We start from the raw sequence: 18,729 nt of genomic DNA on the forward strand, positions 1-18,729 counted from the left end.
TATTTTAAATCATACTATGTTTTTTTAACAAATAATCCATTTTTATTCCTTTTGTCCTGCATACTTAACGGGAACTGTGGTTGTAGAATTCGTATCAGACCAAAAATCACTACTACCAGCTGGAAGTTTTTGAGCTATTTCAACACATTTTATACTTCCTAAAAAAGGCTCCTCACATTGTAAATTTTTTCCGCCTACCGTTATTTTATTCATACTGGCTACAAAAGACGTAAAATCAAGGTATGCAAAGGCTCTAGCATTAGCTCTATCTTCATCAGTTATACTACCCTCTGTATGTTTCCACTCCCACAAAATCGGTTGTTTAACAATAGTATTCACTCCTATTGATGGACAATAAACACGAAATGCCGACACTTCTTCACTCGTTTCCGTTTTTCCATATTTCTGATCTGCTCTTTTTACAGCCTCAAAAGTTATAATAGTTTCGCATTCGTCAAACATTTTTCCAGCAGGAGGTTTCACAGTCATTGATGCAAAAGAAGTTGCATCCTTCTGTACTATACATTCCAAGCTACCTGATGGAGTATAATATATTCCAATATCATTACCATTTGTATCTCCATAAATCCGTATTAGAGTTTGTCTAGTTGAACCTCTTTTAGGAATGAACTTTAAAGCTATACTACCAGTTTCCTTATGTACTGGCAATTTTTGATTAGGAAGCATCTTAACATCTGTAAAATCCTGCGTACGACAAGGATGTTGAGGATTTTCCGGCTTATAACTCCATAGATTACCTCCACGATAATTTGATGGAGCTGTTAAATTCAAGCAAACTCGATTTGCAGCCACTCCCTCATTAAACTTAATGCCATACAAAACTGCATTTTTAGTTTTTGCTTCTGCTACAATTGGTATTTCTGGAAAATCTTTTATTGAAACTAATTCTTGAGGATGAAGATCTGAATAGTCTTTCAAATAGGTCAAAAGGGTCTGTTTGCTATTTCCATCCTTCCCTGCAGCGACATATCCAACAGCTTCATAATTATCAGAAACACTTTTAGTACCTTTAACGGAACTACCCAAAGTTCCCGACAAGAACGCCCCTTTGCCATGTTCACCAGATGCTGCATAAGAATAAATCGAAACAACTGCATAACTATTCAATTGTGACAGAGATTTTCCTCTAGGATCTTCCGTTACATCTGCCAATACATAAGGAAAAGAACTACTACCATCCCTAAAAGCCTCATATATGGAAAACTTAGGCATTTCATCTATCGTTATCGGATAAGTAGTCGGTTCCATGGAATAAAAAACTTTCTCTATCTGTTCTGCCCTCAATCCAGCCATCTTACCATATTTACCAATTGCTAATGAAATACCGGAATTGCGTTTAGCAACATGCAATTGTCTTGAGGCAGCATAAAAATAATACATATCAAGGGGAGAAGAAGATGAGAACTTTGTATTAATAACCGGTTTTGCCATATTAATACATCCATAGTCATCGCTTTTAGGATCAGTTCCATTATCCAAAAATGGGATTCCTGGTTTTAAGTACTTCCAAATGATTCCATCACATGAAATAGCCAATTCTGTACGTTGTCTATTAGCAACCGTTTCATCAGCACGCGTGCCAAAAGCTGTTACAATTCCCCACCAAAGATCTTTTTCAAACCCCGGTAATCTAAAAGGCTGTAAACTATAAGGCTCCCATTGTGTATTTGACATATCCAATATTACATTGAAATCCACTTTTTTACTTACCAAGTTCTCACCAACTTCTGTTAGTGTTTCTCTTCGATAACGAATACGTGGATCAACCGTAAAAGGAAGTGTCTCACCAGACTTTAGCATCGACCGTTTAGCATTAATGCGGGAAACAAAATAATATTTACCATTTTGTTTCAAATAATTCATATGAGTATCTCCATTAATGAACCTAAAAGTAAATATCTTTTCTTGAGATTTACGATCGTTTTTCAATTTAGCAAAATCGCTTAAAACCCCATTTGCATTAAAATTTCGTTCCATTTCATACCCGGCAAGTCTTTGATTCTCAGATTCTCTTTGAGGTAAATAAATTAATTTTATAGGCTTATTCGTTACCTCATAATCATCATAAATACCGACACTTTCAATATCTACAGCAACAATATTTGAAGATTGGAAGCCTACACCTGCAACAGGAGAGATTTTATCGTCTACTGTTTTTCCCGCTGGATTATACCAATAAAGACCAGCATCAGGTCTCGTCCAACTATTTACATTCGTTGTATTATTAGTATAAACAAATGCACCAACTTTAGAATACGGTATATTTGAATGTACTAAAAAACATGAAATATAAATAGCCAAATTACCATTATTATCCATAATAACATTTGGCATTCCATTTTCAAGTTTATCCTCCCATGGATAATGAGTAGGATCCGGAGATATAATATTTCTTCCATCATTATATTTCATGGGAGGGTTTATATAAACATCTTCCGTTGAATATAGAAATAAAGCCGGATTTACAGCTGAATATTTCTGTTCATTCTGTGCAAAAACAGAAAACGAAATGATAGAACAACATAAAAATATAATCTTTCTCATTTAGAATCTTTATTAAGATCATTAAATTAAATTACATTGATTATCAATATATAACACTATTCTATCTCTGATAGAAATAACAAATTTCAATTTATATATTTCTTAATAAAACAGCTTATAAATCTATATCCAAGGACAACTATTTATGGCATATCTATTCCATTTTCATTCATCCCAGGACCACCTCCAGCTGTGTATCCACGGCTCTCTCCTGTAATCCAAGGGGTTATCCAAAATGCATATAAATCGCCATCAGTCACATAAAATTTCAAGAAAACATTCTTTCCTACTAAAGTTGATACATCTTTCTTGTTTTTCCATGCAATCATTATCTTCGTATGATCGCCTTGCACAGGAATACATTCTTCTTTCGTATACCCGCTAATAGGCTGCTTATTCTCATCTAAAATTTCTACTAGCAGTTTTCCTCTTAAATTTGCATTTACAAATACATACTTCCCATCAAATGAGACTTTTTCCGTTAACAAGTATCCGTCCTCTTTTGTATTCATAGAGACAAATCCGTCACGACGAAGCGTAGCCATACCTGTTGAGGTTCCAGCATCCCACCAAACTTTATTAAGGCTACGACCTGTAGAATAAATATATAATGAATCTCCTACAATTAGAGGTACTCCGTTAATTGATTGCATATTACCATAATTCCATGCACCTTCTGTTTCATTCACACCCATAAACGGTTTATGACTCGGTCTTGAAAAATGAAAGCCATCCCGACTATACCCTAACATTATTTCATTACGCTTAGGTATCATCAATTTTCTTGCAATATTATTTTCCGGTCCTTGCCATTGACTGTAGAATCCCAACATAATACTTTCATAAGCTATGGCATCAAAATTATAGATCCCAGGATCTACATCAGGATACTTCTCATGCCGCTTTTCCTTATCATCCGGTGTAAACCAAAAAACAATATGCTTATCTTTTATTCCATTTCTCAGACGATGAGCTAAACTAACCGCTTCTTCCGGATCGGAGTGTTCCAAATATGCACGAGAACGCCAAGATACTTTATTATGATGTCGCATACTCAGCACCCATTTTTCTATAAATGGATTATAAAACGCTGTCGACCTATCCGAGATAGCTCCAGATTGTGCAACAGCATCCGACCAGTGAATACCATCAGCCGAATATTTTAGTACATATTGCCACTGTATATAATCTGGACGATATTGAACGTTAAAGAATTTATATCTTTTAGAAGGATCTATTTCTTTTTTATCCAACCAAATGGTAGAAGCATCCCGATTACATGTATCCACAACATTAGTTCCCGGTACTATCCCCAAATCTTTTTTAATCCAATGTTTACCATCTTGCGATTCAGCATAACAAGTATAAAAACTATGTTTCTCCTTATTTACTTTACCGGCTCCTGCCAAATACCACATTTTAAACTTTCCCTCTTTCTCATCATACCAAATACCATCACTGAATGGACCGGCATAAGCATATCCTTCTGGAGTAACTTCCCAATCTTTATCAGCATACAATACAGGATTGCCTGCATAAAAATTTGGAGTATGATAAATAGGATTCATATTCGTTTCCTGAATCAAGAAATTATCCACAAATAATTGTCTTCCTACATTCACAGGAATCACATCTGGCTTCTTATCTAAATAAGGCACAGGCATCTCTTTAGGTGTTACAGGCTCCTCATAACACGGAGGCCACTCAACCGGTAAACGGATACCGTTATGCAGTACCACTCCTTTATCGGCCTCTTCTTTATCTTGTTGTTGAAAATTACATGCTCCAAACAGTCCAATAACTGCAAGGCATAAAATAAATATCTTTGTTCTCATAGTTTTTTCAATTTAATATGCAGGAGAGTATTATAAAATACCCTCCCAAATATGTTTTACCATCCTGGATTATTCGTAGTTATATACGGATTGCCTTCTACCTCATCAATAGGTATAGGCAGCCATTCATGCTTACCTTTTTGGAAACCTAAATAATCAGATATATTATATTGCTTGAAATCAGGATCTGCCACCTCCATTTCCTTAAAACGTTCGGCGACTTTACCCCAACGCAGTAAATCGAAAAAACGATGACCTTCTTCTGTAAACTCCAATACACGTTCATGTTCGATAGATGCCATATCAACCGTAACCAATTTAGGCATATTGACCCCTTTACGAGTGCGTACTCGATTCACTGCTTCCAAAGGGGTGATACTTCCCAGCTTCCCTCCACTAATAACAGCTTCAGCATACATCAACAGTACATCAGCATAACGAATATAACGATAATTTACGCCATGTGCTCTTTGATTATAAAAATAAATCTTATTGCCCGGATCTGCTGTTGGAAGTGTCCAATCCAACCATTTCCTTCCGGCTGATTTATATTTGGCAGCTTTAGCATTCGACAAACCGAAGCCCGCTTCGCCATAAGTTTCTTGAAAAGATTTACCATCAAACACTGTTACTTTATCACCAGATTTTGCAGAAATTTCAGGTGCATTATCATTAAATATTAAAGTTCCAAACATCCGTGAATCAGTATGACCATCCGCATCCTTTGAATTAGCAAAAGTATCATAAATCCAATCATGCATAACCTGATCAAGCCCAGTATTATTTTTATCTATATTAGGAGGGAATAACCCACGTGGGTCTTTCCAAACACCACTATTTGCCAGCCCCGGATTAAAGCCTGTATTTACGACATCACCCAAAAATTGAAATTCAAATACGGATTCATCATTATTTTCATGCGCAACATCAAAGTTCCAAGTATAATCGTCTACTAAAGAAAAGTGACCATGATCACCTTTTATAATTTCATCAAAAGCAGAAGCTGCTTCATCATAATAAGTTTTGGTAGAATTACCATAATATTTTTCAATACCAGACCTATACAAATATACTTTACCAAGTAATGCGGTTGCAGAAGCACTGGTTACGCGTCCTATATTATCACCAGTCCAATATCCCTTTTTAGGTAGCAATTTCTTGGCCTTTATCAAATCATCGCAAATAAAATCCCATACTTCTTCGGGCTTCGCTTGTGGTTTATAATCCTTAGCCGATTTTGGTAATTCCTTCATTAAAGGAATATTCCGAAAATGAATTAGTAAAAAGAAATGCGAAAATGCTCGCAGCATATACGCTTCACCTAAATATGCATTTTTCTGTACCTCATTAACGAATTCCACATTCGGTATAACTTCAATCATCTGGCAGGCTTGAGATGCTGCTGTGTAAAATAATTGATAAGGTTGAACAATTGTATAATAGGAAGGAGTCAACATTGTTGTATATTGCCCCGGAGAAGCATAATCAGAACGTCCACTACCCTCATCTCCTCTATTGAATATTAATCCTGTACCTGAAGCTCCCAAAGCTCTTGGTGACGTAATATAGGAGTAGATTCCGATAATACCCTTGTTGATATTAGTAGGAGTAGAATAGAATCCATTCACATCTTGCTGATTAGGATGTACAGACAAATCATCAAATACATCATCACAAGAAGACAATGAAAATCCAATTGCTGTAATCAAAGCTAACAAAATTTTATTATATGTTTTCATATCGTTCAATATTAAAATGTTAAATTAAATCCGACATTATAGATTCGTGCATTCACAGTAGGAGGATTATCATATTGTCCGTCTACTCCTCTGTCAAACAAAGTATTATTACTTACTTCAGGATCATACATCGGGTACTTAGTAATTGTGAAAAGATTTTGTACACCTGCATATATTCTCACTTTTTTTATAAATGTCCCTTTCAACATCTGTTCATCAAATGTATAGCCAAATTGCAGATTCTTACACCTGAAATACGAACCATTTTCTATATAAAAAGTACTCGGCAATGAGTTTCCGCCAGAATAATTATCCGTTTTTGCAATTGGAACATTAGTTGACATATTATTGGGAGTCCAAGAATTCATGACATCCGTTAACTTATTTGTTCCATAATTGAAGTAAAAATAATATTTTGCTCCACAAAAGACATCATTACCTTGACTTCCCTGGAAAAAAGCTGTAAAATCCCAGTTCTTATATCCTAAAGACAAATTAAGACCATAGGTAAAGTCCGGATTAGGATTACCGATGACAGTCTTATCATTTTCATTTACAACTCCATCTTTTTTTCCTGTCAGATTACCATTCTCATCCAAACCATTGTTATCCTCAAAAATAAAATCCCCTTCATCATCGATACCCAATACTTTATACCCCCAGAATGTCCCGATAGGGAGTCCTTCTTTAGTTATTGTAGCGCGGTCATTAAATTTAGAACTTAAACTTTCACCACGTATCGGTTGTACTCCTTCACCTAATTTACGAACCTTATTTTTTAAGAAAGATATATTAGCTGAAGCATCTATACTAAAATCACCCCACATTTTACGATAACCAGCTGTCAACTCCAAACCCTTATTTTCTACTGAAGCTGTATTGAAATAAGGCAAATCACCATCATTGATAATAATAGTCTGCCCAGATGAAGGTAATGGAGCCAAAGGAGCTAATAAATCATTATTTCTTCTCAGAAACAAATCTGCAGTAAGAGTCAATGAATTATCCAAAAAGCCCAATTCTACACCCACATTAGAAGAAATCGCTGTTTCCCAAGTCAAACTCTCCTGTGCAAACCTCGTCACATAACCATAATTACGTTTATTTCCAAATATAGCTGGAACCGGTCCATAAGCCAAAGACAAGAATGAATAAGGGTCAATAAAGTTCGCTCCTAATTCACCATAGCTACCTCTTATCTTCAATTTGGACATCCAAGGTATTTTAAAGAATTTTTCTTCATGTACATTCCAACCGACAGATACAGAAGGAAACCACCCCACTCTATGATTTTTTGCAAATTTGGAAGACTTATCACTACGAATACTCAAGCTCAACAAGTATCTGTTTTGGTAATCATAGTTTAAACGTGCAAAAAAAGATAATAATGCCGAATTCTGTTCAGCGGCAGCAATAGTACCTGCTCCTTCATATCCTGTAATAGTAGGTGCCCCTAAGTCATTATTATCGGAATTAATAGACATTGTTCTGCTAAACTCACGCATCCAACTGGTTCCTAATAAAGCATCTATCGTATGACCTGCAAACGTATTATTATAAGTTATCAAATTATCAATCGTATAATTAAAATTTTCTCCACGACTTTCCGCTAAAGAAGTATAAAGTTGACCGAAACCGGAAACAGGTTCCCCACTTTCATCCCACATAGTACTATATGCAGGTGTATGAACATAATCATGAGAATTCAAATAGCTCCCAGCCAAATTCAATTTATAATTGAAACCTTTAAAGACATTCAGTCCTAAACTTAAACTACCGGTTATATCTGTAGCTCTATTTATAGCATCACGGTTATAATATTCAGCAAGTGGGTTTTCTATTGCAGAAGAAAGAATGTTATATTCTGGACCAACAGATACATATCGTCCATATTCATCTGTAACCGGAGCTGTAGGAATACCAATCATACGATGTTTAGGTGTCGGCCTTTTCTTTGTATGAGCTATTGACAAATTTTCATTGATACTCAATATCCCTTTTTTAAAAGAACCATTCACACGTGCATTATATTTTTCATATTTAGATTCAACAATTATACCTTCTTGATTAAAATATCCCACGCTTGTACTATATGTTGTATAATCACCACCACCTGAAATACTTGCACTCAAATTATAGATAGGTGCATTTTGAAAATATAAATCTTGCCAATCTGTATCAATAGACGGATATGTTGGATTAACATTCTCGGGAGCCCGTTTCAAATTACTGTTATCAGCAACCATATTCGCAAAATTTCTCCATTGACCAGCATTCAAAAAATCCAGTTGTTTAGATGGTGTTTGATATGAGAAATTTCCAGATATCTCAACTACAGGCTTCCCTTGTTTACCTTGTTTTGTTGTGATGAGGACAACACCATTTGCAGCACGTGAGCCATAAATTGCTGCAGCAGATCCATCTTTTAAGATTTCAATAGAAGCAATATCATTAGGATTCAAAGAATTCAGCCCATTATTACTCACGGCACCATCAATGATATACAAAGGTTCAGTCGTTCCAAAAGTTCCTGCTCCACGAACCAATATTTTAACATCTGCACCAGCTTCACCACCCTTTTGAATAATTTCGACACCCGGAGTTTGACCTTGTAGAGCGGAAGCTACATTACCAGCAACCTGCTTTTGAATTTCTTTAGCCGAGATTGATGCAACTGCAGCGGTCATACTGGATTTCTTTTGTACACCATAACCAACGACCACAACTTCATCCAATTGTTCCGTATCTTCCACCAAGGTCACGTTTATAGAAGTTTTAAAGCCAACTTCAATTACCTGTGTCGTATAGCCAATATAACTGAAAACTAAAGTTGATCCAGAAGCCACTTTCAAAGTATATTTTCCGTCAACATCCGTAATAGTACCATTGGAAGTCCCTTTTTCTAAAACGGAAGCTCCAATTACAGGTTCATTGTGAGTATCGACCACAACACCTGTAATCGATATTTGTTGAGCCAATGCATATAAAGAAAAGCATAAGCAGAACAGCATTAATAAATACTTCTTCATAGAATTAATTTTTGGATTATAAATAGGTAATTAAGATTAACTAAAGTAGTTCTTTGCACAACATATAACTGCGAATCATCATCCGAGGTATATGGAAAGGACCTTTAAAAAGATTACCCTTAGCGGGTTGGGCTATCGTGCCGTCGCGATGCAAATAACCGTACCATTCACCATATTCCTTATCGGGGAAATGGGCATAAGTCCAGTCGCTGATTTGCCGGTGCATAGCAAGATATTTTTCATCATGAGTCGCCTGATAGGCATAAAGAGTAGCAATAATCGCTTCGGTCTGCGGCCACCAGAATTTCATATCCTGAGAATAATCCTGCGCAGGGAAATGACGGCAATCCCGGAAATTAATTATGCCTCCATATTCTTTGTCCCAGCCCCATTCCCAAGACCAATCAAGAATCTGCAGCGCCATCTGCACCAACTCCTTATCCCAATTACGAAAGCGGGCTTCCTCCAAAATGAACCAAGAAGTCTCGATGCAATGCCCCGGATTGATGACCCGACCGTTGCAAGTATCAATAAACTCCCCATCCTTACCTACCGTTTCCAGTAATGCCTTGAACTCAGGATGAATGAAGTATTTGCGAAGAGCCGCAAGCGAGTCGTTGATTTGCGTGTCGAGTATCGGATCGGAAATGGCTGCGCGTATACGAGATGCAGTGTTAATTAGAATCATCGTAATGGAATGTCCGCGAGCTTGCAGCGTAGGCAGATACTTAGGTTCCAAGAATCCGGGGGTGGAAAGAAACCTCTGTATGTTTTTGAAAAGCGACAGTGCTTTTTCTGCATAACTCCCGTCGCCGGAAGCTATGGCATACTCTGCCATGGCAATAGCTGCAAAACATTCGGAAAATACATAGCGGCGCTTACGCAAGGGCTTACCGTCATCGGTAATCTCAAAATACATATGCCCGTCTGTATCAAAACAATATTTTTCTATAAAGTCGATACAGCTCTTGGATGCAGCAAGCCATTCGGGATTTTTCTCCATATTATTGTAAGCATAGGCTGCTATAAATCCAAAACGTCCCTGAAACCATACTGATTTTGTGGTGTCCATCAAAGTTCCGTCACGGTCAATGCAAGTGTAAACCCCACCATGTTTATGGTCGAGCCCATGCTTCATCCAAAACGGCATGATATTCTCTGTGAAATCCTGACGATAGGATGCAGACCACGAATTTAAATAATCCGTCACATTCATAGGTTTTCTTTTTTAAAGTTTATCAATCTAAAATTTATTGCAACGTTCAAAGAAATGGATAGCTTCAAGTTCTGCCTTCATCCGTTGCTCTTCTTCCTCCGTCATATTCTGGAAAGGAGTACGGTTCTTGCCCAAATCAAGACCTATCAACTTCATAATACGCTTGCCTCCCACTATATTTCCACGGAAATGACAGATAACGTTTATCACCTCCTGAGAGAAGTTCTGACGTTCGCGGGCCAACTCCAAATCACCGGCTTTCCAGGCATCTATGATACCAACCAATTCTTTTCCATTATAATTGGTAGTACCGCCAATACCGCCTTGCGCGCCTCCCATTGCAAGGCAGGGAAGTATTGTTTCGTCCTGACCATGCAGCATATCGTATTTTCCTCCTTTATACAATCGGCATTGATTGTATTCGTACATACTCTCGAACGTATATTTTATACCTGCAAAATTGGGCACGCGTCCATCAACAGCTTCCAATAGCTTAACCATAGGCAAGAATGCCCCGTTGAATGCAGGGATATGATAGTAATAGAAAGGAAGGCTCGGAGCGCCGGAAGCAATTTCTTCTATATACTTCACCAGTTCTTCAATACGACCGATTTTAGGAAAAGGAGGAGCCATCGCACCAATACCCCAAGCTCCGATTTTTTGAGCGTGCTCCGCCAGCATACGACTCGCCTTTACACAACAACTACCCACATGGACAATCACCTTAAAACCTGCAGGGGCTACTGCAACCCAACGCTCAGCAAGTTTCATCCGCTCTTCTTCCGTCAGCATATATCCCTCTCCGGATGAACCATTAATAAACACTCCCTGAAGCCCATTTTTCTGTAACATCTTAGCATAAGCCTCAATGGGCTCATAATTCACTTCACCATTTTCATAAAATGGAGTAAAAGGCGCATCAATCAATCCGATAATCTTTTCCATATTCATATTCTTTATATTGTTATACATATTATCTGTTATTATTCCACATTATCTGTCTTAGGACGAAGGAAGTATAGTTGCAATGACAAAGCAATCAGCACAATTACACTGAGCATGGCAAATCCCTGCCCCAGATTACCTCCGTCTGTCCACTTTCCTAACAACTCGGTAACGGCAGCACCTGCAAAGACTCCGGTCATATTCATTACTCCATAGGCTGTAGCACGATGTTTGGCAGATACAAACTGACAAAGAATAGGCATATTATTGGCATCGAAAATACCAAAGCCGACTCCAAATAACAGTCCCGCTCCAACAACGGACACAAAGCTGTGACCGAATCCCAGCAACAGCAACGCCGGCACAGTCAGTCCCAATCCGATGGCTCCTGTATAGACACGTCCCCGGATATTTTTCTGGACCCAACGATCGGACAAGATACCTCCGATAATGACTCCTATAAAGGATGAAAAGGCAATTGTAATGGTAGAAATGGGACCTGCCTCTGACATCGGAATATCTAAGTTCTCGGCAAACAGCGTTGGCAACCAGTTCTTTGTAGCCCACCCCGGAAGGCTCGGAGCTGCAAAATAAAAGAGGATAATCCAAAACGCCCAAGTGGAGAAAAGCATACTGAGCCCGCTGAACAAAGATGGTTTCTTCTCTCCCCTCTCCAACGGAACTTCCTTTACTGAAGCATGAGCCGGATTTTCACGAAGTGCAACCACTAATATCAATGAATAAACAATACCTATTATACCAAACCAATGAAAAGTGGAATGCCATGAAAACATTGCTGCAACCGTAGCGCCAAAACCACCGATAGCCTGCCCCACATAAAGCCCCGTCATATGTACTCCAATAGCCAATGAACGGGATTTACCCTGATGCCAGTCTGCAATTAGAGATAAAGCGGAAGGTATATAGAGTGCCTCGCTTACTCCCATCACCGCACGCAACCAATACAATTCATGAAAATTATCGGCATATCCCATTAAATAAGTAACGGCAGACCACACAAACAAACTACCTACAACCAGCCACTTACGGCTAAAACGGTCGGCAATCATACCGGCAACAGGACTCATGAATCCGTAAATCCACAAGAAGATAGCCATTAACGCACCAAACGCCTCCGCCTTATTCAGTTCTACAATATCGACCTTCATCGCCTCTTGCATAGTAGAAAGCATTTGGCGATCCATGTAATTGAGCAAAGCAACCACCCATAACAGAGCAACGACTACCCAAGGATACAGATTTTTGTTTTTCATAATCATTAATTAAAGCTATATTTATTTATCTCGTTGCAAATATATCAATCATTTTAATATATACAAAATATTTAATAAATTATTTTATTAAATAATGAGATATAATTAAAGATATATATCTAATAAGAGAGTATATCACAACTTTACCTTAGCTATCAGCTTACGAATCTTCCCCTGCCCAATGACAGGCGCATGGGGATCTTCCGGATATACAATCATAAACTGACCGGGATTTAAATCAACCCACGTAGTAGAACAATCTGAATACAAGGCGCAATCACCCTCTTCTTCGTAAGGCTTAACTTGCTGTTTTACATCTTCAATCGCTTTCCATCCTATTCTTTCCACGCCTTGCAACAAAATATGTACATCAATATAGGCACGATGCACTTCAAGCACCTGCTTATCCTGTGCAACGCATTCAGGATTTATATTCATGACAAACAAATTATCACCGTCTATATCAATACGCCCCAACTCTGCATGAAGCAAATCATGCGTTTTTACATAGTCAAAAAGAGTTTTAAACTGAGGATGAAGCATCTCTATCCTACCACTGTTCTGCAAATTTGATACAATCATATTCTATTTTTTTAATTAAACATATAATCTCGGAGGCAAATATAGAAACAAATTTAATTTTAAAAGAATTATTAATAAATTATTTTATTAATATCGAATATAAAAGCAAATTTATTATCTTTGTAAAAATTCAATATAAGCAAAGGTATGAGACAGCAGCTATTAAAAGAAATAGAGTCGGGAAGCAAAAGTGCTCTCGTAAAAAAGAGGATTATTACACATTATATATATAATGGCAGTTCCACCATTACGGATTTATCCAAAGAATTGGATTTAAGCATACCTACCGTCACTAAATTTATCAGTGAGATGTGCGAAGATGGATATATCAATGATTATGGAAAATTAGAAACCAGTGGAGGACGACACCCCAGTTTGTATGGTCTTAATCCTGAATCAGGGTACTTTATCGGAGTTGACATAAAAAAATTCGCTGTCAATATCGGTTTAATCAACTTCAAAGGTGACATGATGGAGTTAAAAATGAATATTCCATATAAACTTGAAAATACACCGGAAGCAATGGAAGAGTTATGCAAATTAATAAACTCTTTCATCAAAAAGGCAAAAGTCAATACAGAGAAAATTCTAAATATCAATATTAACATATCCGGACGTGTTAATCCGGAATCGGGTTACAGCTTCAGCCAATTTAATTTCTCCGAGCGTCCATTAGCCGAAGTCCTCACCGAGAAAATAGGATATCAGGTCTGCATAGATAACGACACCCGGGCGATGACCTATGGAGAATACCTGCAAGGATGCGTAAAAGGAGAAAAAAACATCATCTTTGTCAACCTTAGTTGGGGACTTGGTATAGGAATCATCATAGACGGCAAAATATATACCGGAAAATCCGGCTTCTCCGGAGAATTTGGCCATATAAATGTCTTTGACAATGAAATACTATGCCACTGTGGTAAAAAAGGATGCCTGGAAACGGAAGCATCCGGCTCTGCACTATACAGAACCTTACTGGAACGCATCAAAAATGGTGAATGTTCTATCTTATCGGGTAGAATAGACAACAGAGAACTGCCGCTTACATTGGATGAAATAATAGCTGCCGTAAATAAGGAAGATTTATTATGTATTGAAATCGTAGAAGAAATCGGTCAGAAATTAGGTAAACAAATAGCAGGATTAATCAACATTTTTAATCCCGAACTTGTAATTATCGGGGGGACTTTGTCGTTGACCGATGATTATATAGCCCAACCTATAAAAACAGCGATAAAAAAATATTCCTTGAATTTAGTGAATCAGGATTCCACCATCACACTATCCAAACTGAAAGACAAAGCAGGAATCATAGGTGCTTGTATGCTGGCACGAAGCCGGATGTTTGAGTGCTGACATCTATATTTATATATGCAGGAGGGTGTCTCAAAATGAATATTGAGACACCCTCCTGCATTTTCTCAGTCTTATTCTGCTATCTATGAAGTAATAACTATTTCAATAAATGAGCAAATTTTGCCGACAACTCCGCCTTATCTGCACTAACCAATAAGTTATCCCCTTTAGAATCTACCAACAAAGCAGCATTCTGCGAAGCAGCGAAAGATGCTACATCAGCTGTTTCTTCAACAAAAAGGCAACCGGGGAACAGAGGCACAAACACTTCTTTGGTTTGTCCTTTCCATTTCTTGAATACGACTTGCATAGGACAAAATGCAGTATAACCTGCAGCATTCAGACGCTGCATCAGTTTACGTTCCGACCTTGGCGCTGTATACAGAGCGTACCAACGATTCATTTCATTATTAGCTATCATATTGCTTTGTTTGCTTTTCTCCATCCTTTAATTAAATCTTTCACAAATAGTATCCAACCGACACATCCTACTCCCGCCAAGAATACAAATCCGATAAGAATCATAATTTTATTCGGTTTGGCTGCACGTAACGGTACTGTAGCCGGTTGCACAACTGTATATACCGGAGTGATTTCCTGCACCTTGGCCCTTGCCATTTGCAATTGGCCGGAAACCTGCGTATAAACAGAATATGCCAATTCCACTTCATTCTTCAAGCGTTCCTGCTCAGCACGATAACTCAACAGAATGATGTTTTGGTTAGCATCTGCAAATGTAGCATATTTTTTTTGAGCTTCCTCATAATCAGCCTTAGCTTCTTTATAAAGTCTTTCGGTAAAAGCTAAATCGTGGCGGGCTTTATTGGTACGGTAGTCTGTGATGTAATTCTGCAAACAGTGCATAACCGTATCTGTCAACGATGCCGAAATCAAAGGATCCTGCATCGTAACCTCCAGCGTTGTGACTCCTGTCTTTTTATCAATAGTGACCAAAATACGTTTGCTCAACGCTTCTGCCACTCTTGCTTCATCCATGGTCAAATGAAAAGGATCGGTCTTTCCCTCCCGCTTTTCCGGCTTATCTTTGAACAACGACATTGTCCATCCCAGAGCCTTAAATGGAGCGGACACTACAGCACTCATCCAAGATGAACGCTGGTACTCATCCAAATAAGCATATAAAGTAGTATCTATCTTGCTTTTTTGGTCTTTTACTTTTACATCAAACAATTCCAACAAAAAGGGCGTTGACTTGACAATATCAGGATATAACTCAGGCGATAAGGCATCTTCTCCGGACGAAGCGCCACCGATATTAATACCCGCCATGGCCGCTAACGCTCCCATGCTTCCACCACCTGTCTTACTGGAACTCTCAGGAGCCAATGTCACCTTCGTAGAATATTCTTTGGGAATGCTGAACGCTACAACCACACCTATAAGAGCAGCAATACCACATGCCTTGAAAAGTAGTTTACGCTCGGCCCATACTTTCTGGGCAAGCTCAATCAAGTCTATTTCTTGTTCTTCCGGCTGCTGAGGTGTTATCTTCTGTATATTTTCTTCGCTCATAATTCTTAATTACTTAAAGAGGTTAACCATAGTAGCAATCATCGTAGCCAAAGAAGCCGCAGAGGTACCCATACCTATTATTTCGGCAGGAGTCATCTTCTTCTTCGGATCTTTGCTCGGAACAATTATCTCACATCCCGGCTCAATATATTTTGAACTACCCGACTTCAAACGAGACACCGTACCGTTCATATGTACAACGTATGCTCTTCGTTTTTTGGCATCATTACCAAATCCACCCGCTTGGTTCACATAATACTTCCAGCCCTCTCCTTCTTTATAAAGAACTGTATTGGGATACATCACAGCACCGCTAATCTTGACTGTACTTACAAATTCAGGCACAAAGAGCATATCTCCCTCACGCAATACCATATCATAGTCTGAACCCGGATTTTGCAAAGCCTTTTCCAAGTTGATACCAACCGAATAAGTATCGGACAAATCTAACTTCTTTACAGAAATGGAATCACCGCCGGAAGTCATCTGTGCCATACGCAGCACATCCTCTTTACGACGAAGTTCTTCTTCGGTCATTTTACGCAACAAACGAGCGCCTTTCGCATATGCATCCGAAGAAATACCTCCGGCCTTGGTAATCAAATCACTCAAGCGTTCATTCTTCTTAGATAACGCGTAGTTTCCGCTAAAGAGCACCTCTCCCGCTACTGTCACAGTCTGCTGACGATAGTAAGCCGGGCTCTTGCGGATGTATACTTCATCGAACGGCTCAAGATGGAAAGATTCGCCTCCCTCACCCACTAACAAACCGTCTTTCAAGTCGAAAGAGAAATTCTGGCCGACATTGCCGCTGAATGCGGTACTTTTCGGGTCTTTCATACGACGGGCAACTTCCACTCTGGTAGTAGCTGCAGATTCCAATAAACCGCCTGCTTGTATAATCAAATCCTCCACCGTCATCTTATCCGCATACAGATAAGTTCCGGGATCGGCAACCTCTCCATGAATGGCTACCGTAGTCTCCTCCCTCAAATCTTGAACACTGGGGATAAACAATATATCATTTTTCTGCAAAGGAATATCCGCAACAACGCCCTCCAACAAACCTTTCAAGTCTATTGAAATCATTTCCCGGGTCAAGTCCTCGTATTCACGGCTGATTACGGCACGGTTCAAGAAGGCATCACCCCGTATACCTTCGGCCTTCTTTATCAACTGCTTCACAGTATTTACCTCTCCGCTCAACTGATACAACCCTTCACGATATACGGCACCACGAACTTCCACACGATTTTCAAAACGGTCAAGAACAGAATCCACCGTCAATACATCTCCATCCTCAAGGCGGAATACGGAATAATCCATTTCATCAACATTGAATATCTGATGCTCGCGACCACTCTTACGTACAAGGCGGACAGCCTTCTTATAAGCATCACCTGTAAAATTACCGGCATATCTCAGCAAAGTGGCAATCGTTTCGGTAGGTTTCATCTCGTAGAACATAGGACGCTTTACCTTGCCCAAGATTTGCACCAAAGTTTGATAAGGATTAACAAGAATTACATCACCATCCTGCAAACGAATATCATTTTTCAGGCGGCCTTCCATTATAAAATCATAGATATCTACATCAGCGACAGTCACTCCGTCACGTATAACTTTTATGCTGCGGAGACTACCTATCTTATTTACTCCCCCTGCCCAATACAATGCGTGGAAAACGGACGCGAATGAAGAAAGAGTGTAGGTACCGGGCACAACAACCTCTCCCATGACATTCACCTGAATGGAACGAATCTCACCCAAAGTCAATTTTATCTGGGTATTAGGAGTTTCTCCCGTAACACCTGCATATATTTTGGCAAATTCATTCTTCAGATAAGTATTGGCCTCTTTTACAGTCTTTCCACCCAAATAAACCGGACCTAAATTTTCAATCTGCACAGTGCCTTCAGGAGAAATCGTCTCTCTGATGGTAGTTTGAGAAGCCCCCCAAACATCAATGATAACTTCATCACCTGCACCCAAACGATAATTATTAGGGGTTGCCACATTTATATTAGGCTCAAATGTCAGATACTCATTATCAAAAATATTATGTCCGAAAATTTGTTGGGTGGGATCCTCTTTTTTCTCTTTTTTCACCTTGGTCGGAGCAAACAAATTATCATATCCCAAATAGTCCGTTTGTTCTTCACCATCCAATTCCAATTCGGATTCCATCTCACCTCCGTCGCGCTGTTTATTCTTGTCGGTCTTAGCACGCAACCCTTTAATAGTTTGCTTCTTAGAGTTGGCATTGCTCAGCTCGGAATCATTCTGAGAAATATTCTTGTTTTTGTTTTCGTATTTTTGGGGAGTACGCAAGCGCGAGTCACTCTTCTCCACTCCGGCACTTACATCCGTCTTTCCTGAATACTTTGACTGTATTCTTTGAATTTGTTCTTTCGTAACCCCTTTCTTCATCAACTCAATTGACATCTGCTGTTGTGTCTTTCCCGCCTGTTGAGCCTCCTGCACGTATTGAATGACTTGTTCGTCTGTCATTCTCTGGGCAAAAACTACACTTGATACTGTGAACATCAACAAACATAAAAGTATAAATCTGCGCATAAATAAGACTTTTGATTAATCCTTTAGTAATCTAGTTATGTTTTTAAATTGGGGGCAAAGGTAATACTTTATTTTCAT

12 protein-coding genes are annotated in these 18,729 nt (G+C 38.7%); 1 reads left to right on the forward strand and 11 read right to left on the reverse strand.

The genetic code is table 11. The annotated features are described in order from the left end of the window. Positions 1-42 precede the first annotated feature (42 nt). From KG118_RS07910 to KG118_RS07945, 8 genes are all read right to left on the reverse strand, one after another. Positions 43-2,565, reverse strand: a complete 2,523-nt coding sequence (locus KG118_RS07910; protein WP_117712563.1) for a hypothetical protein — start codon at positions 2,563-2,565, stop codon at positions 43-45. Positions 2,566-2,708: 143 nt separating this feature from the next. Continuing rightward, complete coding sequence (locus tag KG118_RS07915; RefSeq protein WP_117712565.1) at positions 2,709-4,400, reverse strand: hypothetical protein; 1,692 nt, start codon at positions 4,398-4,400, stop codon at positions 2,709-2,711. A 56-nt stretch (positions 4,401-4,456) separates the two neighbouring features. Further along, positions 4,457-6,139, reverse strand: coding sequence for a RagB/SusD family nutrient uptake outer membrane protein (locus tag KG118_RS07920; protein ID WP_117712567.1), 1,683 nt, complete (start codon positions 6,137-6,139; stop codon positions 4,457-4,459). A gap of 11 nt (positions 6,140-6,150) precedes the next feature. Continuing rightward, positions 6,151-9,168, reverse strand: coding sequence for a SusC/RagA family TonB-linked outer membrane protein (locus tag KG118_RS07925; protein ID WP_117712569.1), 3,018 nt, complete (start codon positions 9,166-9,168; stop codon positions 6,151-6,153). Positions 9,169-9,208: 40 nt separating this feature from the next. Continuing rightward, positions 9,209-10,384 (reverse strand): AGE family epimerase/isomerase, encoded by a 1,176-nt coding sequence (locus tag KG118_RS07930; RefSeq protein ID WP_117712571.1) that lies wholly within the window; start codon positions 10,382-10,384, stop codon positions 9,209-9,211. A 27-nt stretch (positions 10,385-10,411) separates the two neighbouring features. Then, positions 10,412-11,329, reverse strand: a complete 918-nt coding sequence (locus KG118_RS07935) for a dihydrodipicolinate synthase family protein (protein WP_117712705.1) — start codon at positions 11,327-11,329, stop codon at positions 10,412-10,414. A gap of 38 nt (positions 11,330-11,367) precedes the next feature. Then, positions 11,368-12,603, reverse strand: coding sequence for an MFS transporter (locus KG118_RS07940; RefSeq protein WP_117712706.1), 1,236 nt, complete (start codon positions 12,601-12,603; stop codon positions 11,368-11,370). Between the two features lie 135 nt (positions 12,604-12,738). Next, complete coding sequence (locus tag KG118_RS07945; RefSeq protein WP_117712573.1) at positions 12,739-13,185, reverse strand: YhcH/YjgK/YiaL family protein; 447 nt, start codon at positions 13,183-13,185, stop codon at positions 12,739-12,741. A 147-nt stretch (positions 13,186-13,332) separates the two neighbouring features. On the opposite strand from KG118_RS07945, the gene KG118_RS07950 reads away from it, so the two are divergent. Further along, on the forward strand, positions 13,333-14,541 hold the full coding sequence (locus tag KG118_RS07950; protein WP_117712575.1) for an ROK family transcriptional regulator: 1,209 nt from the start codon (positions 13,333-13,335) through the stop codon (positions 14,539-14,541). A 97-nt stretch (positions 14,542-14,638) separates the two neighbouring features. On the opposite strand, the gene KG118_RS07955 is transcribed toward KG118_RS07950, so the two are convergent. Genes KG118_RS07955 through KG118_RS07965 form a run of 3 tightly spaced genes read right to left on the reverse strand, consistent with a single transcriptional unit; the run spans position 14,639 to position 18,651 of the window. Further along, positions 14,639-14,962 (reverse strand): UpxY family transcription antiterminator, encoded by a 324-nt coding sequence (locus KG118_RS07955; protein WP_369834718.1) that lies wholly within the window; start codon positions 14,960-14,962, stop codon positions 14,639-14,641. After that, complete coding sequence (locus KG118_RS07960; RefSeq protein WP_117712579.1) at positions 14,959-16,074, reverse strand: Wzz/FepE/Etk N-terminal domain-containing protein; 1,116 nt, start codon at positions 16,072-16,074, stop codon at positions 14,959-14,961. Before KG118_RS07960 ends, KG118_RS07955 begins: the two co-directional genes overlap by 4 nt. Positions 16,075-16,083: 9 nt before the next feature. Next, positions 16,084-18,651: a polysaccharide biosynthesis/export family protein gene (locus KG118_RS07965; RefSeq protein WP_199598809.1), complete on the reverse strand. Its 2,568-nt coding sequence runs from the start codon at positions 18,649-18,651 to the stop codon at positions 16,084-16,086. Positions 18,652-18,729 lie beyond the last annotated feature (78 nt).

It is taken from the genome of Bacteroides propionicigenes (assembly GCF_018390535.1).
Classification (GTDB): Bacteria; Bacteroidota; Bacteroidia; order Bacteroidales; family Bacteroidaceae; genus Bacteroides; species Bacteroides propionicigenes.